25 protein-coding genes are annotated in these 25,860 nt (G+C 39.2%); 5 read left to right on the top strand and 20 right to left on the bottom strand.

Annotated features, from left to right (window positions below):
• Positions 1–32: 32 nt before the first annotated feature.
• Complete coding sequence (locus LH47_RS01770; protein WP_043964280.1) at positions 33–1,715, bottom strand: methyl-accepting chemotaxis protein; 1,683 nt, start codon at positions 1,713–1,715, stop codon at positions 33–35.
• Between the two features lie 169 nt (positions 1,716–1,884).
• Here LH47_RS01770 and LH47_RS01765 point away from each other — a divergent pair, with 169 nt between their 5' ends.
• Positions 1,885–3,228 (top strand): TrkH family potassium uptake protein, encoded by a 1,344-nt coding sequence (locus LH47_RS01765; RefSeq protein WP_043964225.1) that lies wholly within the window; start codon positions 1,885–1,887, stop codon positions 3,226–3,228.
• A gap of 12 nt (positions 3,229–3,240) precedes the next feature.
• Here LH47_RS01765 and LH47_RS01760 read toward each other — a convergent pair whose 3' ends face one another.
• The 6 genes from LH47_RS01760 to LH47_RS01735 all read right to left on the bottom strand — a co-directional run bounded on the left by LH47_RS01760 (position 3,241) and on the right by LH47_RS01735 (position 9,760).
• Positions 3,241–4,431 carry an MFS transporter gene (locus LH47_RS01760; RefSeq protein WP_043964224.1) on the bottom strand — a complete coding sequence of 397 codons (1,191 nt, stop codon included), beginning with the start codon at positions 4,429–4,431 and terminating at the stop codon, positions 3,241–3,243.
• Positions 4,432–4,528: 97 nt separating this feature from the next.
• A complete protein-coding gene (locus LH47_RS01755) occupies positions 4,529–5,800 on the bottom strand; it encodes a TRAP transporter large permease (protein ID WP_043964222.1) in 1,272 nt (423 codons plus the stop codon).
• Complete coding sequence (locus LH47_RS01750) at positions 5,797–6,318, bottom strand: TRAP transporter small permease (protein ID WP_043964219.1); 522 nt, start codon at positions 6,316–6,318, stop codon at positions 5,797–5,799. The genes LH47_RS01755 and LH47_RS01750 overlap by 4 nt, the downstream gene beginning before the upstream one ends.
• A gap of 56 nt (positions 6,319–6,374) precedes the next feature.
• Positions 6,375–7,412 carry a TRAP transporter substrate-binding protein gene (locus LH47_RS01745; protein WP_043964217.1) on the bottom strand — a complete coding sequence of 346 codons (1,038 nt, stop codon included), beginning with the start codon at positions 7,410–7,412 and terminating at the stop codon, positions 6,375–6,377.
• Positions 7,413–7,493: 81 nt separating this feature from the next.
• Positions 7,494–8,171, bottom strand: coding sequence for a response regulator (locus tag LH47_RS01740; protein ID WP_043964216.1), 678 nt, complete (start codon positions 8,169–8,171; stop codon positions 7,494–7,496).
• Positions 8,168–9,760, bottom strand: coding sequence for an ATP-binding protein (locus LH47_RS01735; protein ID WP_043964214.1), 1,593 nt, complete (start codon positions 9,758–9,760; stop codon positions 8,168–8,170). The genes LH47_RS01740 and LH47_RS01735 overlap by 4 nt, the downstream gene beginning before the upstream one ends.
• Before the next feature lie 73 nt (positions 9,761–9,833).
• Here LH47_RS01735 and LH47_RS01730 point away from each other — a divergent pair, with 73 nt between their 5' ends.
• On the top strand, positions 9,834–10,889 hold the full coding sequence (locus tag LH47_RS01730) for a DctP family TRAP transporter solute-binding subunit (RefSeq protein WP_043964212.1): 1,056 nt from the start codon (positions 9,834–9,836) through the stop codon (positions 10,887–10,889).
• A 26-nt stretch (positions 10,890–10,915) separates the two neighbouring features.
• On the opposite strand, the gene LH47_RS01725 is transcribed toward LH47_RS01730, so the two are convergent.
• From LH47_RS01725 to LH47_RS01690, 8 genes are all read right to left on the bottom strand, one after another.
• Positions 10,916–11,212 (bottom strand): rhodanese-like domain-containing protein, encoded by a 297-nt coding sequence (locus tag LH47_RS01725; protein ID WP_043964210.1) that lies wholly within the window; start codon positions 11,210–11,212, stop codon positions 10,916–10,918.
• Positions 11,213–11,223: 11 nt separating this feature from the next.
• The gene (gene cdr / locus LH47_RS01720; RefSeq protein ID WP_043964208.1) at positions 11,224–12,864 is read right to left on the bottom strand and encodes a CoA-disulfide reductase; all 1,641 of its coding nucleotides are present in this window, start codon (positions 12,862–12,864) and stop codon (positions 11,224–11,226) included.
• Positions 12,865–12,936: 72 nt separating this feature from the next.
• Positions 12,937–13,290, bottom strand: coding sequence for a rhodanese-like domain-containing protein (locus LH47_RS01715; protein ID WP_043964206.1), 354 nt, complete (start codon positions 13,288–13,290; stop codon positions 12,937–12,939).
• A 66-nt stretch (positions 13,291–13,356) separates the two neighbouring features.
• Entirely contained in the window at positions 13,357–14,508 is a 1,152-nt protein-coding gene (locus tag LH47_RS01710) for a toxic anion resistance protein (protein ID WP_043964203.1), read from the bottom strand.
• Positions 14,492–15,151, bottom strand: a complete 660-nt coding sequence (locus tag LH47_RS01705) for a 5-bromo-4-chloroindolyl phosphate hydrolysis family protein (protein WP_043964201.1) — start codon at positions 15,149–15,151, stop codon at positions 14,492–14,494. The genes LH47_RS01710 and LH47_RS01705 overlap by 17 nt, the downstream gene beginning before the upstream one ends.
• 138 nt (positions 15,152–15,289) lie before the next feature.
• Positions 15,290–15,916, bottom strand: coding sequence for a PEGA domain-containing protein (locus LH47_RS01700; RefSeq protein ID WP_043964199.1), 627 nt, complete (start codon positions 15,914–15,916; stop codon positions 15,290–15,292).
• A 99-nt stretch (positions 15,917–16,015) separates the two neighbouring features.
• Positions 16,016–16,576, bottom strand: a complete 561-nt coding sequence (locus LH47_RS01695; protein ID WP_043964197.1) for a histidine phosphatase family protein — start codon at positions 16,574–16,576, stop codon at positions 16,016–16,018.
• On the bottom strand, positions 16,573–17,814 hold the full coding sequence (locus LH47_RS01690; RefSeq protein WP_043964196.1) for an MDR family MFS transporter: 1,242 nt from the start codon (positions 17,812–17,814) through the stop codon (positions 16,573–16,575). The genes LH47_RS01695 and LH47_RS01690 overlap by 4 nt, the downstream gene beginning before the upstream one ends.
• 125 nt (positions 17,815–17,939) lie before the next feature.
• On the opposite strand from LH47_RS01690, the gene LH47_RS17075 reads away from it, so the two are divergent.
• Complete coding sequence (locus LH47_RS17075) at positions 17,940–18,068, top strand: hypothetical protein (protein WP_009361369.1); 129 nt, start codon at positions 17,940–17,942, stop codon at positions 18,066–18,068.
• An 8-nt stretch (positions 18,069–18,076) separates the two neighbouring features.
• On the opposite strand, the gene LH47_RS01685 is transcribed toward LH47_RS17075, so the two are convergent.
• The 4 genes from LH47_RS01685 to LH47_RS01670 are packed head-to-tail and all read right to left on the bottom strand — an operon-like array spanning position 18,077 to position 21,496.
• Complete coding sequence (locus LH47_RS01685; protein WP_043964193.1) at positions 18,077–18,946, bottom strand: metal ABC transporter permease; 870 nt, start codon at positions 18,944–18,946, stop codon at positions 18,077–18,079.
• The gene (locus LH47_RS01680; protein ID WP_043964191.1) at positions 18,943–19,842 is read right to left on the bottom strand and encodes a metal ABC transporter permease; all 900 of its coding nucleotides are present in this window, start codon (positions 19,840–19,842) and stop codon (positions 18,943–18,945) included. The genes LH47_RS01685 and LH47_RS01680 overlap by 4 nt, the downstream gene beginning before the upstream one ends.
• 5 nt (positions 19,843–19,847) lie before the next feature.
• On the bottom strand, positions 19,848–20,588 hold the full coding sequence (locus tag LH47_RS01675; protein ID WP_043964188.1) for a metal ABC transporter ATP-binding protein: 741 nt from the start codon (positions 20,586–20,588) through the stop codon (positions 19,848–19,850).
• Positions 20,589–20,590: 2 nt separating this feature from the next.
• Positions 20,591–21,496, bottom strand: a complete 906-nt coding sequence (locus LH47_RS01670; RefSeq protein ID WP_019417767.1) for a metal ABC transporter solute-binding protein, Zn/Mn family — start codon at positions 21,494–21,496, stop codon at positions 20,591–20,593.
• Between the two features lie 300 nt (positions 21,497–21,796).
• Between LH47_RS01670 and LH47_RS01665 the strand changes: the two genes are divergently transcribed.
• Positions 21,797–23,122, top strand: coding sequence for an APC family permease (locus LH47_RS01665; RefSeq protein WP_043964184.1), 1,326 nt, complete (start codon positions 21,797–21,799; stop codon positions 23,120–23,122).
• 16 nt (positions 23,123–23,138) lie between these two features.
• Here LH47_RS01665 and LH47_RS01660 read toward each other — a convergent pair whose 3' ends face one another.
• On the bottom strand, positions 23,139–24,107 hold the full coding sequence (locus LH47_RS01660; protein WP_043964183.1) for a YbgA family protein: 969 nt from the start codon (positions 24,105–24,107) through the stop codon (positions 23,139–23,141).
• Between the two features lie 361 nt (positions 24,108–24,468).
• Between LH47_RS01660 and LH47_RS01655 the strand changes: the two genes are divergently transcribed.
• Positions 24,469–25,821 (top strand): YjiH family protein, encoded by a 1,353-nt coding sequence (locus tag LH47_RS01655; protein ID WP_043964181.1) that lies wholly within the window; start codon positions 24,469–24,471, stop codon positions 25,819–25,821.
• The last annotated feature ends 39 nt before the right edge of the window (positions 25,822–25,860 follow it).

Below are 25,860 nucleotides of genomic sequence, written 5' to 3'. Positions count from 1 at the left end.
ATGTTTTTTAAAGCGACAGATTTTCTGTCGCTTTACACGGTAAATCGATTGGTCGTTTCTTTCATCTTTTCTGCAATGTCATACAACCGTTGAGCGGTTGCGGATACTTCTTGGGCTGATGCGGTTAATTCCTCTGACGAAGCAGTTACTTCTTGTGTCGCTGCTGAGTTTTCTTCAGCTACTGCACTAATTTGTTCAATACGAGCAATCACTTTATCTTTTTCTTTCACAATTTCATCCATCGCTTGTTCAGTCGAAACAAGTAAAGGTGCGATATGACTAATAGATGTTAAAATATCGGCAAACGAACGTACCGTTTTTTCGACGGCATTTGCTTGATCTTTAATAAAGTGCTCCACTTCTTCCGATGTATGAATGACATCTTCCGTATTTTTACTAATAGATGAAATGAGATGAACGATGTCCTCTGTAAATGACTTAGACTGTTCGGCTAATTTACGCACCTCATCAGCAACAACAGCAAACCCTTTTCCTGCCTCCCCCGCACGTGCCGCTTCAATGGCAGCATTTAAGGCTAATAAGTTTGTCTGATCCGAAATCGTTGAAATCATTTCCGTAATTCCACTAATTTTCTGTACAGATGTCGTTAATGTCTGAACATGGTTTGTCACCGTTTCAAACGCTTGTTTAATTTGTTCAATCGAAGCAATTAATACATCCATTTCTTTTTTTCCAATATCTGCCCGTTCAGACGTACGAACCGCTTCTTGTTTGACATTTTCAAGTTCTACATATACACGTTCGACTTTCTCTGTTAAATATGAAAGCGAATGGGTCATATCGGCTAAATCGTTCGCTTGCGCAGCCGCTCCTTGCGATACTTGTTCCATCGTTGCTGCCACTTCTTCAGTAGAGGCAGACATTTGTTGTGAAGTAGCTGATAGTGCACTTGATTGTTGATCGATGGCATCTGCTTGCGTCTGAATGAGAACAGCCATACCCCGAAGTGCTTGTTTTGTCTCCGCAAGTGCGCGTGCCATCTCGCCGAATTCGTCTTTTGACTCGAGAAGCTCCTCAGGTACCTGCTTGCTAAAATCGCCGCTAGCCATTTGTTCGAGATGTTGTTTCGCGATATGTAACGGTTTCATAATTCGAATAGAAATAAAGAAATGATATGCGATGACTCCAACGATAACAAACAATGCAGAAATAGCAATGACTTTTACAATAACATTATTAATCTCTTGATTGACGATTTGTTTTGGCATACCGACAAAAAACATACCGATGACTTCATCACGGTCGTTTGTAATCGGTAAATAACTCGTTACATACGGTTCCCCAAGTACGTTCGCTTCACCGATGTAACGTTTTCCACCATGAATGACTTCCTGTACAACTTTCGGATCTGCTTTCGTTCCTATTTGTCTTTCGTCATCTTTCATAATTGTGGTGGTAACACGTTCATCATTAAGAAAAATAGTACTTTCCGCCCCAACAACTTCTTTTACATAATCAACGACCTTCTCGTTGTTGTTAATTTCTACTTCCCCTTTATACAGCTTGCCGTCTTTCATTTGCCACTTCCCAACAAACTTCGCATCAATCAACTGCAAAGCAAGCTGAGCGTTTGTCGTTATCACTTTATTGGCGATTAATGTTTGAAATTGAACATAAATCATACCGTTAATAAGCCCAACTAATAAAAAAACGGTCAGAATATATACAGCTACAATTTTTCCACGCGTTTTCATGATTGTCCCCTCCACTTTTTGTGAATCAATGAGCAACACTATTTTATCAAATGTAACAAAATTTATAAATACAAAATATTGCTTCATGAAAAAACAGACTTGCATTCCTTTTTGTCATTTGCCAAAATCAAAATATGTGTAAAACGAAAACATGCGAGGGAGTAAAGCTGTGAAATCTCGAAAATTATCGCGCCTATCTACCGTTCAGCTTATCGTCTTATTTTACTTTGGAGCTGTTTGCATATCGACATTTTTACTATGGCTTCCTATTTTTCATCAGCCTGGTGTAAAGATTAGTTTTGTTGATGCGTTATTTACCGCAGTCAGCGCCATTAGTGTAACAGGCCTCACCGTCGTATCAACAGCTCATACCTTTAATACGCCTGGTATATTTGTATTAGCTTTTATTCTTCAATTTGGCGGAATTGGCATTATGGCACTTGGAACATTTATTTGGCTTATGTTCGGGAAAAAAATTGGGTTTCGCGAACGCCAACTGATTATGACAGATCAAAACCGTTCAACATTTGCTGGATTAGTAAAGCTAATGAAAGAAATTTTAACACTCATTATTACTATTGAAATCGTTGGTGGGGTGATTTTAGGAGTATATTTTCTCCGTTACTTTCCGTCATGGAAAGAAGCTTTTTTCCAAGGCTTCTTTGCATCGGTTAGCGCAACAACGAACGCCGGATTTGATATTACAGGACAGTCACTTATGCCATTTGCTCACGATTATTTCGTCCAAACGATACATATGATTTTGCTCGTTTTAGGCGCAATTGGTTTTCCTGTACTTATTGAAGTGAAAGAATTTTTCTTCCATCGTCAAAAGCAACAATATCGTTTTTCGCTTTTCACAAAATTAACGACCGTCACATTTTTTCTTCTCGTTTTATTTGGGACATGGGCTATTTTATTCATTGAATGGAATCGTTTTTTTGCGAATAAAACATGGCATGAGTCGCTTTTTTATGCGTTATTTCAATCGATTTCTTCTCGCAACGGTGGGCTAGCAACGATGAATGTCGCCGACTTTTCTGAACCTACACTACTTGTTTTAAGTGTCCTCATGTTTATCGGCGCCTCTCCAAGCAGTGTAGGGGGAGGAATTCGGACGACGACGTTTGCGATTGTGATGTTGACGATTTTCTTTTATGCGAAGGGAAAAAACTCGATTAAAGTGTTTCAACGAGAAATTCATCATGACGATATATTAAAATCGTTTATTGTGTTTGGAACAGCTCTTATTCTTTGCTTCCTGGCGGTTGTTTTTCTTTCTTTCTCAGAGCCTTTTACAATGATTGAAATTGTTTTCGAAGTGTGCTCAGCCTTTGGAACGACTGGTTTATCCATGGGTATTACATCCCAACTAAGCACATTTGGAAAACTAGTAATTACTGCTTTAATGTTCATTGGGCGAATTGGCATTTTATCGTTTTTGTTCCTTATTCGCGGCAACAATTCAAAAGAGACGTACCATTATCCAAAAGAGCGCATTATTATTGGCTAAAAGCGAAGGCATTTATGTTCCTTCGCTTTTCCACTCTTCTTTTTTACGAAACATCGTGTACATCATTAACAAAAGTGATAAAGATCCAAAGAAAACGACCATATTCTCTAATCCAATTGTATCTAACAAAAATCCAGAAGCTAACAATACAATTTGGAACGTCACGCGATCAAACATATTTTTAAATGAAAAAAATCGACCGTGGTATCGCTTTGGAACATTTGTTTGAAAAATGGTCGCAATCATTGGGAAAAAACAACCGACAGATATGCCAAACAATCCAAATGAAACGAGTGAAACCCATTTTATATGAGCAAAATGTAGAGATAGTTGCGCAAAGGCGATGAAACATGTTAATGCGTACATCCATTTTATATACGTTTTTTCATGAGTAGCATATTTAATGAAAAATGCCCCGAACAAAAATCCGATTCCTTCAATGGTATATAGCCATCCTTTAATTGACGGGTCATGTTGCAATTCACTAATATTGATGACCATTAAATTAAACCCGCCAATAAACAACTGCGGCACAATCGTTAAAACAACCGCCACATAAACGATAGGGAGTTGACGAATGATTGGAAATATGTCTGTAAATCGCTGTTTTTCTTTTGTATTGTGTTTTGTTTCACGCCTTTCTTCTTTTATATCAATAAAAAACGTAAGCGAAAATAGTAAAATATATGCAATCATCGCCCCAATATATAACGTTTGTAAACTCGTAATCATCAGTAGCGCACCACCGAAGGCAGTACCAGCAATACGTGATAGTGCAGAGATGTTCATATGCATTCCATTGACGGTCATCAATTGCTTCTCATCCGTTACGGCAAGTGGAATGATCGCTTGTAGCGTTGGAAAATAAAAAGCTGCCGCCATTTGAATCGAGATCATAAAACAAATCATAAGAAAAATAGATTCATATTTTAAAGCGAATAACATAAAAAGGACGCTCCCTACACGACCGATTCCAGCATATAGGAGAATATGTTTTTTGTTATATGTATCAATCCATTTCCCCGCTATTGGACTAACAATCACACCTGCAAGCAAACCAGAAAATAAAATAAGCGACTTCACAAAGTCGGAAGGAACATGTTTCTGCATAAATTCTAAATTCCCAATAATTCCAAGCCATAAACCAATCCCTGCAATAAACTCCCCTATGAAAATAAGGATGATATTTTTATTTTTCCACATACGTATTCCCCTTCATTTATATCTTTCTTCCAATACATGTCTTTCATTTTACAATAAATAATCGAAAAAGAAAAACCTCTCCATCTTTAGAGAGGTTTTAACGAATGAGAAATGTCGACAAATCTTCCCAAACAATAATTAAAACGAGTTGGATGAGCATAATGATCAAAAACGGTACAATAGCTCGAATCACTTTTTCGAGAGGTTCTTTCGCAATACCGCTCACGACGAACAAGTTTAAGCCGACAGGTGGGGTAATCATCGCGATTTCTAAGTTTACCGTCATAATGATGGCAAAATGATATACGTTAATGCCAAGACTATCAAGTACAGGCAAAAAAATTGGTAGGGTAATTAAAATGATCGCAATTGCCTCTAAAAAGGTGCCAAGCACAAAGAAAAGTAAGTTGACGAGTAAAATAAACATCCATTTATTAAATTCATGGTCAATAATCCATTGTGCAATCATTTGAGGTACTTGGGCTAGCGTTAAATATTGCTTAAATAAAATAGCAGATGCAATAATCATAAAAATCATCGAGCTAATGTGAACCGTTTCGCGTAAAATCGGACGCCACTCTCCCCATTTTAATTCGCGATAAACAAGAAGCGAAACAATGACTGCGTATGCGCTAGCGATAACAGAAGATTCCGTCGGTGTTGCCATTCCTGTGTAAATCGAACCGAGAATTAAAATCGGCATAAATGCACCAGGAAGTGCCTTCCATGTTAACATCCATCTTTCCGACCATGTTGCCTTTTCCCCACGGCCAAATCCATTTTTTCTTGCGTATACAATCGCAGACACAATGATAATGGCTGTCAAACAAAGTCCTGGGATAATTCCTGCCATAAATAATTTATTAATCGTAGCTTTATTTTCCGCGACATATCCATACATGATTAGCGGAATGCTAGGTGGGATTAAAATTCCAAGTGTTCCAGCTGATGCAACGAGTCCCATCGCATATTTTTTACTATACCCAGCTTGCACCATAGCTGGTATCATGATTGAACCAATTGCTGCTGCAGTAGCGGGACTAGAGCCAGAAATAGCAGCAAAAATGGCACATGCTAATACAGTCACTACTGCCATTCCTCCAGGTAAATGACCAACCCATGCACGCAATCCATCAATCAAATATTTGGAAATACCTCCCCGAGCTAAAATAATACCCGCAAATACAAATCCTGGAATAGCCATTAGGGATGTATGATTAAGTGCTGAAAAAATTTCAACAACTGCACTTTCATAATGGAAATTAAGAAAAGGCAAAAATAAAAGAGCAGATAAAGCTAACGCAAACGCAACAGGAACACGGAGCAACATTAGTATTACGAATACAGCAAATAAACCTACAGTCATCATACTTGTTCCACACCTTTATGCTCATAATCAGATTCAGGCAATCCTTTCGCCACACGAACGAGACGAATGATAAAACGAAGCACCATCAACACTCCCATTAGCGGCATGACCATATATACTTTCCACAATTCTACTCCTTCACCGATTGAAACGATCCCCATTCGATAAGCACTAAACTCATCTAAAAAAATACCTTTTATACCGTAAACAACAAGAAATAATGCAAAAATGAGCCCAACGATATTAGCAAATATATCAACAGCTTTTTTTACTCGCTCTGGAAGCAAACGATAAAACATATCGATACGAATGTGATGATTGTCTCGCAATGCGACAACCGCTCCAATCATCGTTCCCCACACAACCATATATCCCGCGTATTCTTCTACAAAACTTAACGGTGAGTTGAACACGTAGCGCATAACAACACCTATCAAAATAAGAAATAGTCCCCCAACAATAAATAGACCAGCAATCCAATCTTCTAGTGCTTCAATAACATGCTTCAACTTTTGCACACTCGCTTCCTCCCCTTACAGAAACAACCTGGAAAACTCCAGGTTGTTCCATTCATTTATTCGTTTGCTTTTTTCGCTAATTCGATCAAATCTTGACCGATACTATCCGCGAATTTTTCATAGACAGGTTGCATAGCCTTTTGGAACTCTTCAATATCTTCTTTCGTTAACTCGTATACTTCCATTCCACTTGCTTTTAACTTTTCATATGACGCTTTGTTTAACTCTTCAGACCATTTTCGCTGTTGTTCAGTCACTTCTACAATAACTTCTTCTAAGGTTTTACGAACGTCTTCAGGAAGGCTATCCCAAAACTTCGTATTCGTTAATAAAAGGTAGTCCAAGCGCCCGTGTCCGGATACTGTTAAATATTTTTGTACTTCGGCATATCCTTGCGTATCGATGTTGTTAAACGTATTCTCTTGTCCATCGACAGTACCTTGTTGTAACGCAACATATACTTCAGAAAATCCCATTGGCACTGCAGATGCACCTAACGCAGCAAATTGTTCATCAAGCACTTTCCCAGTTTGTGTACGGAACTTGAGTCCTTTAAAATCTGCTGGCTTTTTCAATGGACGCTTAGAGTTAGTAAAATGCTTATCCCCATTTGCCCACATCGCTAAAACTTTAATATTATATTTTTCTAGTTTTTTCGATAAAATTTGGCCACCTTCTCCATCCCAAAATTTATATACCGCTTTATCACTTGTGAACAAAAATGGCATATCAACGATTTGGAAAGCTGGGTCATAGCTGACAAGCTTTGTTGTTGATGGTGCGATTAACTGTACAGTATTTCGCGGCAATTCTTGAATCGCTTTATCATCATCAAACAATTGACTCGATGGATACACTTCTACTTTTACTCTTCCCTTTGTTCTCTCTTCGACTAGTTGTTTAAATAAATCAGCCGCTTTTCCTTTTGGGCTATCTGGAGCTGTAACATGTGAAAATTTAATCACAATCGGCTCACTTGATGACTCCTCTTTTTTCTCTTCTGTCGTGTTTGTGCTCGTCGATTGTGAATTGCTACAAGCAAACAATCCTCCAATAAGCAAGATGAGCATAAACAAAAAGCTCACTCTCTTCATGAAAAATTCCCCCCCTATCAATGATTACGATTTAAATGATATCGCTTTCATTAAAAGGATGGAATATTTCGAACATATTGATCATTTTGTTCTTTTTGGTCTTCGATAGCGATGAATCGGACGACCTACTGTCCCATACTGTACTTCTTTTTCCACTTCACCGATGTTCTCTAAATATTCTAAATAACGTCTTGCTGTGACTCGTGCGATGCCGATCGCTTCGGCCACTTCATCGGCCGATTGAGCATTTGTTGCTTGAGACATATACTGTTCGATTTGTCCCAACGTCGTTTCATTCAGCCCCTTCGGCAAACTGACTTGTTGTGGTTGCGCATGCTTGTACATCCACTCATCAATTTGTTTCTGCGTCACTCGTTCATCTTTTAACGTTTTTTGAATCAATTGATATCGTTCGAGCGCTTGCTTTAAGCGCTCGAATTGAAAGGGTTTAATAATATAATCCACCGCTCCGTTACGCAACATCGTTTGGATCGTTTCTGCGTCACTTGCTGCGGAAATAATAATCACATCAACTTGATAGCCCCGCTCACGAAATAGACGAATCGTTTGTATTCCATCTAATTTCGGCATGTATATATCAAGTAAAACTAAATCCGGCTGCAATTTTTCCAATTTTTCTAACGCATCTTCACCGTTTGTAGCTGTACCTACCACTAAAACGCCATCTACTTGAGCAACAAATTGCTTGTTAATTTGTTGCACCATCGGATCGTCCTCTACGAGCAATATGCGAATCATTTGTCCTCCCCCTTGTTTTGCGGAAATACAATCGTGATCGTTGTTCCTATTTGCCAGCTTGATTCAATATGTATCTCTCCGTTACTTTTCTTTAAGATATTATAAATAAGGTGCATACCTATACCTTGATGATTGCCGTCTTTCGTTGTATACCCATAATCAAACAGTCGCTTTTTCTCCTCTTCTCTCATTCCGATCCCATTATCTTCCACAACAATCACCCACTTATCTTCTTGTTCTCCTATCCACAGTTCAACAAATCTTTCCTCCCTCTCTGTCGCCAAACATGCATCAAAAGCGTTTTCAATTAAATTGCCGAGTAAAACGACAAAATCGTGGCGATCTAATCGCGGTGGAAATGAAAAGAGCACGCTAGAACGATCGATAGCGAACAAAATTCCTATTTCCTTTGCGCGAGAAACTTTGCTTAAAAGCAAACCGGCAACACTTTCATCACGAATACGCGTACGTAAAAAGTGCATTAGAGCCTCTTGTTCTTCTTTCTCTTCAAATACGTAAGCAAGCGCTTCGCTCGTCCTACCGAGCTGAATCAATCCGGCAATTGTATGTAATTTATTCATGTATTCATGGTTTTGTACTCGCAACGCGTCAATAAAAGCTCGCACACCTGTTAATTCTTCAGCCATTTTCGCCACTTCCGTTCGATCTTGGAAAATTGCAACCGCTCCAACAATCTCACCGTTTACTTCGATTGGGATGCGATTGCTCACGATCAATTGATTACCAACAATAATTTCTTGCTGATATACCGCTTTTTTCGTATATAACACTTCCGGCAGACGTGTATCCGCAATCACATCACGAATGTACATTCCGATCACATCCCCACTTACACCCATCATTTGTTTTGCTCGCTCGTTAAAAATTGTAATTCGCTCTTTTTTGTCAATTGCGATTACACCTTCGTACATGGCATGAAACGTTGCCGTTCGCTCGACAAGCAATCGCGCTAGCTCATGCGGCTCTAGTTGAAACATTTCTCTCTTTAAATGATTAGCTAATAAGAGCGAGCCGACCACCCCACAGCTAATTGTAAGCATTAGCGTCCAAATAATTTCTCTTTGAAAATCGCCTAATATTTCTTTAATTGATGGCAATAAATGGCCGACAACAACAACGCCTACTTGCTGATGATTCTCATTCATAATTGGCGTAAATGCCCGAACAGAAACACCTAAATCCCCTTTTGCTTTCGATGTATAAGTATGTTCTGTAAACGCTTCAATTTCATCTTCACCGTAAGAGATCGTGCCAAGCTTGTCATAAGACGGATGTGCGTAACGAACGCGCTCCATATTCATCACAACGATATAGTTGGCATGATAAATCGTCCGGATGTTTTCAACAATCGGCTGAATCGTCGTCCACCCTTCCTCCTGTTGCACATGTTTTTTCACTTCAGGAATTTGAGCTACCGTTCGGGCAATGAGAAGAGAACGTTCGTTAAGCGACTGTTCTTTTAATTGAATGACGTGACTAATGACAATGGTACTCCCGACGGCAACACTGACAAGGACGATAACCATACATAACATTAAAATTTTCCATCTGATCGACAACTTTTTCATGAATTGTTCATCCATTCGAAATTTTCTTGTATAATTTATAATTAATTATACAATATAATTCACGGTGATAAAGATGAATAACGTAAAATGGATTGTTTTGTCGGTCGTTATGATCACTTTTTGGCTTTATTGGCTCGTTCCTCCCTTTTCATCAACAGCTTCCCTCCCATACGACGACGAACAGGAGGGGCTTCAAGATCAGATTGTCATTCGCTTTAGCCACGTTGTCGCAGAGCATACACCGAAAGGTCTAGCAGCACAAAAGTTTGCATCGCTCGTAGCAAAAAAGTCGAACGGAAAAATGAAAGTTGAGATTTATGCGAACGGTACATTGTTTACAGATGAAGAAGAATTGGAGGCGTTAAAACAAGGAAAAGTAGAAATGATTGCCCCCGCCTATTCAAAACTAACGGGTTTCATTCCCGAATGGCGAGTACTTGATTTGCCGTTTGCACTCCCAAATGACAAAGCCGTTGAGGAAGCCCTTCAAGGGAAAGTGGGGAAAATTTTATTTTCTAAACTACAATCTTTTCACGTCAAAGGATTGGCGTTTTGGGAAAACGGCTTTAAGCAAGTGACAAACAGCGTTCGACCGATTGTACAACCGGCCGACTTTCACGATTTGCGGTTCCGAACGATGCCAAGTGATGTTATTCAAGAACAGTTCCGTTTGCTCGGTGCAATACCAAAAGTTGCTCCTTTCCACGACACATTTCGTGAACTGTACTACCAGCAAGTTGACGGCCAAGAAAACACGATTTCCAACATTTATTCAAAAAGATTTTATGAAGTACAACGATATATGACAATCAGTAACCACGGGTATCTTGGATATGTCGTATTAATGAATGAATCGTTTTGGAATCGCTTAACATCTTCCCAACAGCAAGTCATTCTCGAGGCGCTTGCAGAAACGACGACATGGATGAAAATACACGCAAAAATCATTAACGAAAAACAACTGAATGAAATTATTCATACACGGCGAATGCACATCCATTGGTTGACCGATGAGCAAAAGAGAGAATGGCTCAACCATCTTCAACCACTTTATGATCGTGTACGCCGTCAAGTGGGGGGACAATTAATGAACGAAGTACTCCGCATTCAACAAAAATATTTGCAATAAAAAATAAGACTGGCACATCGCCAGTCTTACTCCACTTCTCCTTCCCAACTCATCATGCCACCGACCATGTTTTTTACATGGAAGCCACGTTCCGCTAGCCATTCGCACGCTAATGCACTTCGGCCACCGGAATGGCAAACGACAATGTACGTTTTGCTCGGATTAAGTTCATTTAAGCGAGCAAACAGCTGGCCGAGCGGAATATGGCGTGCGTTTGGAATTTTTCCTGCCGCTACTTCGTGTGCTTCACGAACATCTAGCACTTCAACATTTGTTTCATGACGCAATACGTCCGCTTGTGTTGGTAAAATATTTTCAAACATGTAAATCCCCCTTATTTTACACTTGAATACAGTTTATAACCACCGTCTAAATTTTTTGCTTGAAAACCATGTTCTTGTAAAATGCGCGTAGCTAAATATCCGCGTAAACCAACTTGACATGTGACATAAATCGTTTGATCTTTCGGTAATTCATGAAGACGGTCACGCAAATCATCAAGTGGGATGTTGATGCTTCCTGGAATCGCTCCTCTTGTTTCTAATTCTTTCGGTGTGCGAACATCAATGAGCAACCCACCGTTAGCAACAATGTCATCAATTTCATACCATTGTACCGTTTCAACCATGCCATCTAGCACGTTGGACGCTACATATCCAGCCATATTGACTGGATCTTTCGCTGATGAAAACGGAGGAGCGTAGGCTAATTCTAAATCTGGCAAATCGTATACAGTTAATCCACCTTTTATCGCCGTTGCAATGACGTCAATGCGTTTGTCAACTCCATCTTGTCCAACTGCTTGTGCTCCATAAATTCGACCTTGACGATCGAAAATTAACTTTAACGTCATTTGTGTTGCGCCTGGATAATAGCTCGCATGGCTCATTGGATGGACGTGAACGACTTCATAATCAACACCGTGATGTTTTAATATTTTTTCGTTCAATCCTGTTGCCGCTACTGTCATATGAAAAATTTTAGCAATCGACGTACCGAGCGTTCCGCTGTACTTTACATCGTGGCCGTTAATGTAATCGGCAACTAGTCGACCTTGACGGTTTGCTGGCCATGCAAGCGGAATGAACGTTTCAAATCCGTGAATAAAGCTTTTTACTTCAATCGCATCACCGATTGCAAAAATATTTGGATCAGATGTTTGTAAATGTTCATTTACTTTAATGGCACCACGAAAACCAAGTTCCAATCCTGCATCTCTCGCTAACTGGCTTTCCGGCTGAACACCAATTGCCAAAATAATCATATCTGTTTCAATCGTGCGACCGCTTTTTAACACGACGCGTCGACCTTCGTTTTCAAACGATTGCACACCATCTTCTAAAATTAAATCGACACCGTGTTCTTTCATATGTGTATGCACAATTGCTGCCATCTCGTAATCAATCGGTGCCATCACTTGATTGGCCATTTCTACAAGCGTCACATGTACACCGCGCTCTGTCAAGTTTTCAGCCATTTCTACACCAATAAATCCTCCGCCAATGACGACAGCACGTTTCGGTTTTTCGTTATCAACAAACGAACGAATACGATCTGTATCCGGTACATTGCGCAACGTAAAAAGTGCTTTTGCCTCATTAATCCCTGGAATTGGTGGTACAATCGGTTTGGCACCTGGCGACAAAATAAGAACATCATACGGTTGTTCATACTGTTCATTTGTTCGTAAATTTGTTACAGTTACCGTTTTTCGTTCACGGTTAATGCTTGTAACTTCGCTTAAATTGCGCACATCAATGCGAAATCGTTTGGACATGCCATCAACCGTCTGTACAAGTAGCTTGCTTCGCTCTTGGATCACATCCCCAATGTAGTACGGAAGCCCACAGTTTGCAAATGAAATATATTCACCGCGTTCAAACATAATGATTTCATCTTTTTCGCTTAACCGACGCAAACGTGCCGCGGCAGAAGCTCCTCCAGCTACACCGCCAACAATAACAATTTTTCTCATCATATATCCCCTCCATATACAAGTACGTGTAACCGTATTATACCAAACAATCATTTCATAAAGTTTGAACAGTTAGTGACATTTTACCATCTTTAACGCATTTGCATGCTCATGTTCCTTTATATAATATCCTTGTACAGAAAAATGATAACGTCTAAGCAATCGAATCGCGACATTTTTCTCCAAATGGCTTTTTGCAATAATGATCACTTGACGATTTGGAATGGCTTGATAATGACGTTTTAAGTACGCAACCGGAATCCGAAGCGCTCCATTTATCTCATCTTTCTCATTGTAGTCACGCACATCAAGCAACGTCACATGTTCATATGATGATAAAGATGTCAACTCTTTGACACCACGAACAGGTACATAACGATAATACAAAGCATATAGTGTGAACAGAACAATTGGTGTATAAATCATATTGTCTTACCTCCCTTACACATCATACCCTAATAGGTATATAAAATCAATAAAAAAGAGCTGATTTTATTCAGCCCTTTTTAACGTAAGTAGTCGTTGTTTTAATTGTTCTTCCATTTCGATAAGCTCTTGCTCTACTCGCTGACGCTTCATGCGACCTTCTTCTTGAATTTTTAACGCTTCTTCCAGTGTTTCTAATAAATTTTCCTGCGTCTTCTTTAACGTTTCGATGCTGACAAGCCCTTCTTCATTTTCTTTTGCGGCTTCAATTGTATTTATTTTTAACATTTCCGAGTTTCGCAACAGCAACTCATTCGTCGTTTTTGTTACCGCTTTTTGCGCTTCTACTGCTTTCTTTTGTCGAAGGAGCGTTAATGCGATGACAAGCTGATTTTTCCAAAGCGGAATGGCTGTCAAAATGGACGATTGAATGCGCTCGACTAACGTTTGATTGACATGTTGAATGAGCCGAATTTGTGGTGCCGTTTGGAGCGTAATTTGCCGACTTAATTTTAAATCATGAATGCGTTTTTCAAGTCGGTCAGCAAATTGAATCATATCATTTACTTCTTGCACATCCATTTGATTTTGTGACTGTAACGCTTTTTTCTCTAGCTCTGGAATTGTTTTTGTTCGCAGTTGTTCGAGCTTCAACTCAGCAGCAGCAATATAAATGTTTAATGCATCAAAGTATTCTTTATTTTTTTCGTATAATGTTTCTAACATCATAATGTCACGAAATAACATTTGGCGATGTTTTTCAAGTTGATCGGCAATCCGATCAATGTCGACACCTAATTTTTGATATTTAGATAAAATATGTTGCACAGACTGTGTGACAGATTGAAACATGCGCACGAAAAAGCTTTTTTTGTTCATTGCAAAATCTTCAACGTTTACTTCTTTCATTTTTTTCATTAGCTCTTGAATGACTTCTCCAACAGATCCAGCATCTTTTTTCTGCACATGGTTTAAAATCGAATGTGAAAAGCGTGACAACTCCGCTTGTGCCGCGACTCCATATTGTAAAATAGCTTGATGATTGCGCGGATCAATTTGTTCTGCAAGTGCGAACGCTTTTTGACGATGTTCTTCTTTTAATTGGTCAATGAAACGCGAAGATGATGGCTTGTCCCTTACTTCTGTTACTTCGCCAAATGGATTAGCAAGTAACGAATCGATCGAACTTGTCCAAAGCATTTCATCGTTTTTGCTCATGCTTTTTCTCCTCCGTTATTGTTACTGTATGTTTTATTGGTAAAGAAAGGGGATCCTCTGATGCAACCGTATGTTTCACAAGTTTTACTTCCGTCTTTAAATCAAACAAATCTTCTTCAAGCATGTCCAACAGTTCGTTTTCTGCTTTCATTAGCGCAAGACCAAGCGCTTCTTCTGCTTCATGAATTGCCTGACGAATCTCCTCACTTTTTACGGGTTGTTTTGTTAAATAAACATATTTATCAATAATTGTAACAATGGAGTCCAATGTTGTGTTAAAAAACGGTTGCGCGACAGCGAGACGATCCGGTTGTTTTTCGACAATTTCAATGATTTTTTGACAAATGGCGTACAAACGGGAAAGTTTAGAAAACATCGCAACTGAACGAATTCTCCACAAACTTTTTCCTATTTTCCGAACCTTTTTTTTCGCATCTTTCAAACGCTCGTCCTTAAAATCATATAATGGATTTTTCTTTTCTTTTTTCTTCATGTAAAGTGAATACATCACTCCTATACTTACTCCGAGCAAAAATGAAATAGGAAACGGTAAGCGAAACGCAAACAATGAAATAAGAGCACTAAATAACCCAACGTTCCATGATACAAACCATCGCCATATCGTTCGAATGAATCGTTTCATCGTTTTCCTCCGATCGTCTATGATCCTTTATTTTACTATGATTTTTTACTAAATGGAAACGCTGACTGTATTACGTACGAGCGAAAAGATATGTTTCAATTGTTCATAAAAAAAGACGCAACGTATCGCTGCATCCTTTTAATTGAAATCAAGGCGGATCATCCGAATGCGTTCACCGCCGAAAAGCGATATTGTTTCCGTTCGTTCGTGTTCATCAGTAGCGATCTTCACTTCGTATAAGCCAGGAACATATGTCCCGATTTGCGTTAACGGCACATTCGTTTCTCCAACATAGTCGTTGTTAATAAAAATACGCGCCCCTTTCTCATTCGTTTGTACATAGACGTGATATAACGCGGGCTCAAATTTGTGTGTTCCTTGCGACAATTTCATTAAAAAAATCGGTGGAGTTGACGTTAATCCTTTTATGTAAACTCGATCATCTTTTTGCCGCTCTAACTCTTTCTTTATTCGGTCATAGCCTTCTGGGTGTTGGCGCAAATACGCAAAAAGCGGTGAGAGCGACTTATGATTTAATGGTCCATCAATAAATTGGCGCAACGTATGTACATCTTCTTGACGCAACGCGATGATGAATTGTTCGATTACTTTTTGCTCATTCGTCTCTCGTTTCACCATTCCCCATGCCCCGACGACACACGCGCTTACAACGAATAATAAACACACAAAAACAAATCGTCGTTTTCGTTTTCGTCGTTCGCTTCGTGTCATCGCTTCTTTTTGTAATCCCCCTTGTTCATTCACACGTATTTCCCCTCTTTTTCTCATATTTACATCATCATATGTATGAGAAGAAAAGGGAAAATATGAGAAAAAGAAGGGGCTACACACCATATATGTACATCACGGTGTGCGCCTTGTCAACGACAACGTCACAGCTTCCCAATACGCCCATTTTTTCTTTTTTGCAAGCCAACCATATCGTTTGAGTTGCCGACTAACAAGCAAATGAAACCAACCATGTCCAATGACGACAACGGTTCCCGTTCGAGCATAGTGGACGAGCTGTTGTGCCGCTTTCATCGCTCGCTGCTTTGTTTTGGTATAAGGCTCCTCTCCATATCCACAAAACCATAACAAGCGCAACAAAATAAGCCACATCCATAGCGGATATACACCTTTCATCCACTTTGGTGGTTGAGGGAGTGGGGCTTCATTTAGCCATTTGTGCTCCTCAATTGGACTTGCTGGTTGCAATAAAGACGCTGAATGGCGAGCGCGAGCAAGCGAACTAACAAGGACGACAGATGCGCATTTTATTTTTTCTTTTGCTTCCGCATACGATAGAGGCTCGTCATAAACGATCGCCTCATCGTATGCTTTTAACCAGTTGATTAATTGTTCTCTCGTCATCCATCCGCTTCTTTTACAAACAGGCTTTCCGTGCCGAATGAAAATAATCATGCTTGTTTTTCCTCCATCGCTCGAAACATGATCGCATACAGCCAAGCACTGCATACGGCAAGTAACGTTAAGATAAAAAACGTCCAATGATACGCAAACGGCAACGTCAAAGCGAGTGGTGCCATCATGCGCCCAAGCGTAAAACGTAAGCTCGCTGCAGCAAAATATTGTCCGCGCATATGTTCAGGTGCTAATTTAGCAACAAACGTTTGTTGTAAGCCGACTGTCATTAGTTCTGCTAGCGTAAATAAGGCGATTAAAAAGATCATCATCCATAGCGATGTGGTTTGACCAAAAAGAAAAATAGCGATTCCGTAAAAGAGTGAAGAAAAGACAAACACCCATTTTTCTTTATAGTTTTCCATCCACTTCGTCACAGCTACCGTAAATAAAGCGACAAGCAATCCGTTTTCAGCAATTAGGACACTAAACGCTTTCTCCCCGCTCAACGAAAGTGACCATGAACCAACAGAAAATAATGTTTGTTTTGAAACAACTTCCTTTATGTAAACAGGAAGTAAAATGTCGAGTTGCATAAACGTTTGTGCCACAAGAATACCAGCAACAATAAATAAAAGGAACGTCCGATCTTTTGCAATGAGACGATAATTGTTCAATTGCTCAACAAAAAACATATACCACGTCCCTGTTGTTTTTCTCCATATCGGTGCTGTTTCCTCTAAATAAATGGAAAGAACAATCGCGACGATAGCACAAAACGTTCCCGCGATTAAAAATAGGAAAAAACGATGCTCAGGATAAAATATTCCACCGAGCAGCGGACCGATGACAACCATGACGTTATTCATCGTGTAAAACACGGCAAAAACGCGACTTTGATCTTTTTCCGAAACAACATCAGCCACCATCGCTTGGCTAGCAGGCCAATAAAGTGAACCACATACCCCTACAAGAGCAAAACAAATAAAACTCATGAACGGCGATGAAAATAACGGAGAATTGACCAATGCAAATAGCAAAAAAGCAAGCGCTTGTCCACAAGCAGCAAACACCATCATTTTTTTTCTTCCGAATCGATCAGCCAAATACCCGCCAAGCAAATTAGCAATCACGGAAAATAATTGCGAAATAACAAGTAATATACCTGTTTTTTCTTTACCAAACATCTCTGAAAAATAAATAGCGATAAAAGGAAATATCATCCAAAATGTAACCCCGACCAATGACTCTCCAATTAAACGAATGCGTAAATTCCGATCCCAATCTCGTATTCGCACCGTACCCCCCCTTTCAAACAACTATTTTTTTATTATACCATTTTCTTATAAACATTTTGCTTATAAAAAGAAGTTGACAAAATGACAGAAAAATAAGAAAATAAATTCAAAAGGAAGTGAGCACAGTGAAAATAGTGAAAAATATTATTGTCTCTTATGCGACGGTTGTGACAATTATTGCATTACTTCCTGCTTTTCTTATTACAAATGATGTAAGCATTGTGGATGCGTTTCTTTCCTCAATAAAAGATTAATCTCCTGCCTAGGCAGGAGATTTTTTTAACCACTTTCGTAATAGTCCGTGTTTTGGCGCGATCCATAAAGAGATAAAAAAGATGACACCTGTTGATACAGCAATTGCTCCGGAAATAGATACATTGAATACCGTTGCAATCATGTAACCGATCATCGACGCTAACACACCAATGAGCGCACTGCATATAAGCATCACACTTAGCCGATCCGTCCATAAGTATGCCGTTGCACTCGGTACAATAAGCATCGCTACTACTAAAATGGCGCCAACGCTATCAAATGATGCAACGGTCGTTAATGACAACATTCCCATTAATACATAATGAATCAATACAACCGGAATGCCGAGCGTGACTGCCATTTCATAATCAAATGAGCTAATTTTGAATTCTTTGTAAGCAAAAACGATGCAAAATATATTGATAGCTAAAACAAATCCAAGCAACCAAATCGCTTTCGGACCGATGCTTTTGCCTCCGACTTCAAGCACATCCCAAGGCACAAATGCAATCTCTCCCATTAATGCATGTTCAACATCTAAATGGACACGATCTGCAAAGAGAGAAATGAGAACAACACCGATAGCAAACAAACATGTAAACACAACTCCGATTGCTGCATCATTTTGAACCCCTTTTTGATGCAGCCATTGAACGAGAAATGTCGTGAGCAATCCAACAATTAATGCACCAACGAGCATAGACACACCTTGCAGATGATGACTGACCATGTACGCTCCAACAATACCGAGCAACACACTATGGCTAATGGCATCGGACAGCATTGACATTTTTCGCAACACAAGAAATGTACCGACTAATCCGCAGTTGATGCCGACAAGAGATGCAGTGAGTAAAATCCACATCGTATAACTCATAGTTGCTCTCCTCGCTTATACATCAGTTGTTGAGATTGCAATTTTTTTCTTTCTATATGGCGCCGAATCATTTTGCTACATAAACCACGTTTCGGAGCAAATAAAAATGAAAAAATAAACAGCACCGTCGCAAAAATAATAACAAGTGGACCAGTGGGTGCATAGGCGATTAAACTAATATATGCCCCGGCCACCCCTGATAAAGCACCGAATCCCCCGGCTAATAACGTCATCCATTCAAGTTTTTCTGTCCAATATCTCGCAGCTAATGCGGGGGTAATAAGTAGTGCGGACATTAACACAACGCCTACTGCTTGTAAACCAATAACAACAACAGAAACGATTAAAAACATAAGCACACCATTTAACAGCGATACGGGTATACCAATTCCTTGCGCAAACGCTCGGTCAAATGTAATGATTTTAAACTCTTTAAAGAAAATGAGAATCATAATAATGACCGTTACAGCTGTTACAGTTAACACATTGACATCACTTCCAGTCAATGACGCTGCCTTTCCAAACAAAAAGTCATGAATTCCACTTTGATTTCCGCCTTCATGTTGATTAATCCATGTCAATAGCACAATGCCTAAACCAAAAAATACAGACAACACAATACCGATCGCGGCATCTTCTTTTACACGCGTATGTTTCACAATAAACTGAATGCATATCGTCGCAATATATCCCGAACAAGTAGCGCCAATGAGAAAAAGAAGTAGCGATTTTTGTCCATATAAAAGAAAAGCGATACAAATACCAGGAAGAGCAGCGTGCGCCATCGCATCTCCTATTAAACTTTGTTTTTTTAGCAAGGCAAACGTTCCGATCATCCCGCTGGCTAATCCAAGCAAAGCCGTGCTTGTAAATACCCATTGAACATTAATATCCATCCTATTCACCCCACAATATGTGTGGAAGAAAGAAAAGTCACTTTTCCACCATACGTTTTTTGAATATGGTCATACGTAAATACACTTTCTGTCTCTCCAAATGCAATGACACGTTTATTTAGCAGTAAAACGTAATCAAAATAATCCCGTACCGTTTGCAAATCATGATGAACGACTAATACTGTTTTTCCACGCGTTTTTAATTCATTTAACAGTTGGACAATCGCTTTTTCTGTGGCTGCATCTACCCCAACAAACGGTTCATCCATAAAATAAATGGAAGCGTCTTGTGCTAGCGCACGCGCCAAAAATACACGTTGTTGCTGCCCGCCAGATAATTGGCTAATTTGTCGCTTTGCATACGGCAACATGCCAACTTTATCTAAACATTGCATAGCCATATCTATATCTTCTTTTCTCGGTCGTTTCCATAATCCGATATGACCGTATCTCCCCATTAATACGACGTCAAGCGCATTCGTCGGAAAATCCCAATCGACCGAATTTCGTTGTGGAACATATCCAACAAGATGGCGTTGCTTTTCATATGGTTGACCGTATACGAAAACATGTCCGTGCATGCGCGGAATAAAATTTAACATCGCTTTCATTAACGTTGATTTTCCCGCTCCGTTTGGGCCGATCACCCCGACTAACTTTCCTTCAGGAACAGAAAACGACACATTCTCCAATACAAGCTGCCGGTCATATGCAACTGTCATTTGTTCTACAACTAACGGATTCATCTTCATTCCCCTTTCAACGCTTGTGTAATCGTTTTGACATTGTAACGATACATACCAATGAATGTTCCTTCTTCTGTCCCTTTTCGCCCGAGCGCATCTGAAAAGAGCTCCCCACCAATTGAGACATGATGTCCACGCTGTTTCGCTCCCTCGACAACTGCTTCGATCGCTTTTTTCGATACACTACTTTCCACAAACACCGCTTGAATATTTCGAGACACGATTAAATCAACAAGTTGTTGCACATCTTTTAGTCCATATTCTGCATCCGTACTTAATCCTTGCAATCCAACTACTTCAATATCATATGCACGCCCAAAATAATGAAAGGCATCGTGCGCTGTAATTAAAACACGCTGCTGCTTTGGAATAGAGCTGATTTCTCGTTTTGCTTCTTCTTTTAATTTCATCAGTTGGGAGATATATTCTTCTGCTCGTTCTTCGTAAGTTTGTTTATGTTTCGGATCGATCGCACTTAACTCATCCTTTACTGTTCGAACAGCATAGCTCCATAAATCAAGGTCAAACCATATATGCGGATCATATACTCCATCTACGTCAATTAATTTTTCTTTTGGAATTGCTTCGCTGATTGGGACAACCTTTTTCGTTTTTGACATTTTAGAAAATATTTCCCCTAGTTTCCCTTCTAAATGAAGACCGTTATAAAAAATGACGTCTGCTTGACTTAGCTTTTGAATATCTCCTTGTGTCGCTTTATACAAATGCGGATCTACCCCTGGCCCCATTAATGCTTCTACATGAACATGCTCTCCTCCGACACGTTCAACTAGATCAGCAATTTGCCCTGTCGTAGCGACAATATAGATGACGTCTTTTTTATGTTCTTTCGTTTCACACCCAAACAACAATAATAAAGCAGTCCACACAACTATCCACTTTTTCATATGCATCCTCCTCGAAAGTTGTATAAAGGTATAAAAGTTTCCTTAATGCAAAATAAAGTCAAAAAAATTTGTTTGCCGCCCATCATATGCATAAGCAAAAAATGTTGTGACATGTGGAACAAGCAAACAATGATGATTAAAGTTAAAAAAGTTTCTTTAAACCAACTTTAATTTTATCTTATTCGTTTCCTTCTATCGTGTCAATGTTTTAATTTTCAAAAAAAGAATTTTTTCTTCATCTCATGCTATAATAGCGATTGTTCGACACAAAAAAACATTTGTCCTTTAGAGGTGAACAACATGATGAACACAGAATTAAAACGAAGCATCGGCTTTATGACAGCTACAGCCATCGTCATCGGCACAGTCATTGGTTCAGGCATTTTTATGAAACCAGCGATCGTCATCGACTCAACTGGAAATTCTACACTTGCTCTTCTCGCATGGATCATCGGCGGCATCATTACTTTAGCAAGTGGGTTAACGATTGCAGAAGTAAGTTCAAAAATTCCTGAAACAGGTGGATTGTATGTGTATATCGAAAAAGTGTATGGACGGTTTTGGGGATTTTTATGTGGATGGATGCAAACAATCATTTACGGTCCTGCCGTCATCGGTGCACTAGGGTTGTATTTTGGTGCATTGTTTGCAGGTGTTTTTGCTCTACCAAAAGAAAGTGAGCTTTGGATTGGAATCATTGCGGTCTTGTTTTTATCCGTTGTGAATATGCTTGGTTCGCAGTTTGGTGGAATGGTTCAAAGTGTGTTAACTGCGGCGAAACTATTGCCTATTTTTCTTATTATTATTTTTGGAGTAGTAAAGGGGAATGTACCTATTTTCAACATGGATAGTGGAAACAGCCAAACGATCAGTATGGGAGCTGCTGTTCTAGCAACATTGTGGGCGTATGACGGATGGATGAACGTTGGATTTGTTGCTGGCGAAATGAAAAATCCAGCAAAAACGTTACCAAAAGCGATTATCACTGGTATTCTTATCGTCATGTTTGCCTACGTGGCTGTGAATGTAGCATTGCTTCATGTGCTTCGTGCCGATGAAATTGTTGCACTTGGACCGAATGCAGCAAGCGAAGCGGCGACCATTTTATTTGGGGCATTCGGTGGGAAATTTATTGCTATTGGTATTTTAATTTCTATTTTCGGCTGTTTAAATGGAAAAATACTTACATTTCCACGTATGCCATTTGCTATGGCAACAGATGGTTTGTTTCCTTTTTCTAAATATTTGGCTCATATTCATCCAACATGGCGCACACCTGTCTTTGCGACACTTGCACAAATGGCAATTGCCATTGTCATGATGTTGCTTGGAAATGCGGATCGCTTAACGGATATTGCTATTTTTAGCGTCTTTTTATTTTACGGCTTTGCCTTTTATGCGGTATTTTTATTACGGAAATCATCCTTATTTAACGAACCATTATCTAACGAACCATTATATCGAGTGCCACTTTATCCATTTACTCCAATCGTCGCGATTGTCGGCACAGCATATATTATTATGAGTACAGTACTTCATGCACCGTTAGATACGTTTTTATCGATTGTTGTGACGTTATCTGGTATCCCAGTGTATTATGCTATGACGAAAAAGCGACAAGGATAATCCTTTGTCGCTTTTTTCAATAGTCTCTCCCTTTTCCAGAGTCCGTCACATCAAGCAATGGTTCTGGATAAGGCTGAAAATATCGTTGTTTCAGTAAATATTTATTTTGATAACGAATGGCCCACGAACGAATGACCGTTGTCACACTACTTAGCGGTAACTTGCCCGCGCGATATTTTTGTAGCAACTCATGGACATAACGTTTTTCATCGCCGCTTAATTCATGTTTAAAATAACCGATCATATGTTCACAAACATTTATGTTTGAATTCCGGCGTGAGCGACGGGCAAACAGTTCATATAATGTTTGTTCATAATGTAAAAATACTTCTTCCATCGGTAAACGATCTCGATTCGCAACAATGTTTCCTAATTGTTTCAATTTTTGTTGATGATACGCCATAAATAAATATTTATGCTCCGCATGAAACTCAACGAGACGATGATGTGATTTTGACTCTTTAACCTCTCGAAACAAAGCAAGTGTAAATAACTTCGTCAAAAAATGTTCTCGAATAACAAAGTTCGTCAATCTCCCTTCTTCTTCCACAGCTTTATGTGCAAACATTTGTAATACATGTTTCGCAAACATCCCGCTTCCCTTTCCTGATGCAGCTCCTTTTTGTTCACTACGATATATTTTGACATCTTTCATTCCACACGATGGCGACCGACTTTTTAAAATAAAACCGTCTACATTCGTTAATTGCGTTAAAAACGAAGCAGAAAACTCGTTCATTCGCTCGGTTATATCCATTTCGGTCGATGGTTGGACAAGCCGCACTTGTTCTCCGTCTTGAACGAGCCGAATCGTCTCACGTGGCGTACCAAGCCCAATGCGAACTTCGGGACAAACAGGAATAAATTGCACAAATGGCGCGAGCTTATGTACTACTTCATCGTTTAGTTGATCACCGTTATACCGACAAGGAGAAAAACCGAGACATTCACTAACAACGACGATTGGTTTTGCATAATGCCACATCTGTTATTCCTTCTTTGCTTGTTTTTGCTTATCATATCGCACAAACAAAAAAAATACACGCATCGATGTGCTTACAAAAACAAAAAATTTCGAATTTGAACGTTTATACAAAAAAATGATTGATTATATGTTTATTTTGTTTTATTATGCTTTATGTTGCTTATTTCGCAATATTAAAATCGTTATTAATTCATAATTTCGTATGTATATAAGTGTACACTTTTATATTTATACATCCATGCAAAATAATTTATATTTCTGAATCATTTTGTTATATTGACTATTTTTATTTTTATATTACGATAGTAGTAATGTTATGTATCCGCTTTCAAAATATGTAGTAGAAAGGTGGTTTTTAAAAATGAATCATACTCAATCACACAAGCTTACTGACATACTAAAATTTCTCGTTCCATCACTTATTGGTGTATTTCTTTTTATGATTCCTGTCCCTTATAAAAGTGAAATGACTATTCCTGTAGCCATTTTAGCGAAGTGGGTCGAAGGGAATTTTGTTTCTGTCATCCCAGCCATCTCTGTTTTATTTATGTTTATCGCAACGATTGGCACAATTATCACAAAAATAGCACAGCCTTCTTTTATAATGAATAGCTCGTTTCTTCGCCGATTATTTGATGTCAATGGTTTGTTTGTCGTTGCCCGTATCGTTGGTACAATTTTAGGGGCAATGACATTATGGAAAATTGGTCCGGAATGGGTATGGTCAGAAAATACAGGTGCTTTGTTGTTATATAGTTTGATTCCGATTTTGTTTTCTGTCTTTTTATTTGCAGGATTATTTTTGCCGTTACTTTTAGATTTCGGCTTACTCGAATTGTGTGGTGCACTTTTAACAAAAATTATGCGTCCCGTATTTAAATTACCTGGTCGTTCATCTATCGACTGTATCGCTTCTTGGTTAGGAGATGGAACAATTGGCGTGTTGTTAACGAATAAGCAATATGAAGACGGCTTTTATACGAAGCGAGAGGCAGCAGTGATCGGAACGACCTTCTCTGTCGTTTCAATTACATTTAGCATTGTCGTCATTACGTATATGAAGCTTGAACATATGTTTGGAGCGTACTATTTTACTATCGTCGTTGCCGGTCTCGTAGCAGCGATCATTATGCCGCGTATCCCGCCATTATCTAAAAAACCAGATACGTATTATCATGAACATCACGTACCAGTCGATGAAACAGTACCAGCTGGGTACACACCTTTTCGGTGGGGACTAAAACAAGCAACAGACGTTGCTAAACGCAATAGCGATATGGTGAAAATATTAAAAAACGGCATACAAACAGTCATTGATATGTGGTTAGGTGTATTACCAGTCGTCATGGCAATTGGAACGGTTGCATTAATTATCGCGGAAACAACGCCGGTGTTTGAATGGCTCGGTAAACCGTTTGTACCACTTTTAACCCTCTTACAAGTACCAGAAGCATCAGCTGCTGCACAAACGATGGTTGTTGGCTTTGCAGACATGTTTTTACCTGCGATTATCGGTAGCGGCATTGAAAGTGAATTTACTCGCTTCGTCATTGCTTGCGTTTCCGTAACACAGCTTATTTATATGTCTGAAGTAGGTGGATTGCTGCTCGCATCTAAACTACCAATTACGTTTAAAGATTTAGTTGTTATTTTCTTACTTCGCACACTCATTACATTGCCAATTATCGTTTTTATAGCGCATTTCATCTTTTAATGTGAAAAGGGCGATCGTCTCGCCCTTTTTTATTTTTCC

The sequence above is a fragment of the Anoxybacillus thermarum genome, assembly GCF_000836725.1.
GTDB lineage: Bacteria > Bacillota > Bacilli > Bacillales > Anoxybacillaceae > Anoxybacillus > Anoxybacillus thermarum.
This window is presented reverse-complemented; position numbering and strand designations above follow the sequence as displayed.

Bases quoted from the DNA above. Each gene is read 5' to 3' on its own strand.
- LH47_RS01745 (WP_043964217.1), bottom strand. From the start codon at position 7,412: ATGAAGAGAGTGAGCTTTTTGTTTATGCTCATCTTGCTTATTGGAGGA.
- LH47_RS01725 (WP_043964210.1), bottom strand. From the start codon at position 11,212: ATGTTTGAAAATATTTTACCAACACAAGCGGACGTATTGCGTCATGAA.
- LH47_RS01665 (WP_043964184.1), top strand. From the start codon at position 21,797: ATGATGAACACAGAATTAAAACGAAGCATCGGCTTTATGACAGCTACA.
- LH47_RS01760 (WP_043964224.1), bottom strand. From the start codon at position 4,431: ATGTGGAAAAATAAAAATATCATCCTTATTTTCATAGGGGAGTTTATT.
- LH47_RS01715 (WP_043964206.1), bottom strand. From the start codon at position 13,290: ATGATTTATACACCAATTGTTCTGTTCACACTATATGCTTTGTATTAT.
- LH47_RS01655 (WP_043964181.1), top strand. From the start codon at position 24,469: ATGAATCATACTCAATCACACAAGCTTACTGACATACTAAAATTTCTC.
- LH47_RS01660 (WP_043964183.1), bottom strand. From the start codon at position 24,107: ATGTGGCATTATGCAAAACCAATCGTCGTTGTTAGTGAATGTCTCGGT.
- LH47_RS01695 (WP_043964197.1), bottom strand. From the start codon at position 16,576: ATGATTATTTTCATTCGGCACGGAAAGCCTGTTTGTAAAAGAAGCGGA.
- LH47_RS01705 (WP_043964201.1), bottom strand. From the start codon at position 15,151: ATGAAACGATTCATTCGAACGATATGGCGATGGTTTGTATCATGGAAC.
- LH47_RS01735 (WP_043964214.1), bottom strand. From the start codon at position 9,760: ATGAAAAAGTTGTCGATCAGATGGAAAATTTTAATGTTATGTATGGTT.
- LH47_RS01670 (WP_019417767.1), bottom strand. From the start codon at position 21,496: ATGAAAAAGTGGATAGTTGTGTGGACTGCTTTATTATTGTTGTTTGGG.
- cdr (WP_043964208.1), bottom strand. From the start codon at position 12,864: ATGAGAAAAATTGTTATTGTTGGCGGTGTAGCTGGAGGAGCTTCTGCC.
- LH47_RS01730 (WP_043964212.1), top strand. From the start codon at position 9,834: ATGAATAACGTAAAATGGATTGTTTTGTCGGTCGTTATGATCACTTTT.
- LH47_RS01740 (WP_043964216.1), bottom strand. From the start codon at position 8,171: ATGATTCGCATATTGCTCGTAGAGGACGATCCGATGGTGCAACAAATT.
- LH47_RS01685 (WP_043964193.1), bottom strand. From the start codon at position 18,946: ATGAGTTATACGATGTGGATTTTACTCACTGCATCTCTTGTCGGCATC.
- LH47_RS01710 (WP_043964203.1), bottom strand. From the start codon at position 14,508: ATGAGCAAAAACGATGAAATGCTTTGGACAAGTTCGATCGATTCGTTA.
- LH47_RS01755 (WP_043964222.1), bottom strand. From the start codon at position 5,800: ATGATGACTGTAGGTTTATTTGCTGTATTCGTAATACTAATGTTGCTC.
- LH47_RS01675 (WP_043964188.1), bottom strand. From the start codon at position 20,588: ATGAATCCGTTAGTTGTAGAACAAATGACAGTTGCATATGACCGGCAG.
- LH47_RS01680 (WP_043964191.1), bottom strand. From the start codon at position 19,842: ATGGATATTAATGTTCAATGGGTATTTACAAGCACGGCTTTGCTTGGA.
- LH47_RS01770 (WP_043964280.1), bottom strand. From the start codon at position 1,715: ATGAAAACGCGTGGAAAAATTGTAGCTGTATATATTCTGACCGTTTTT.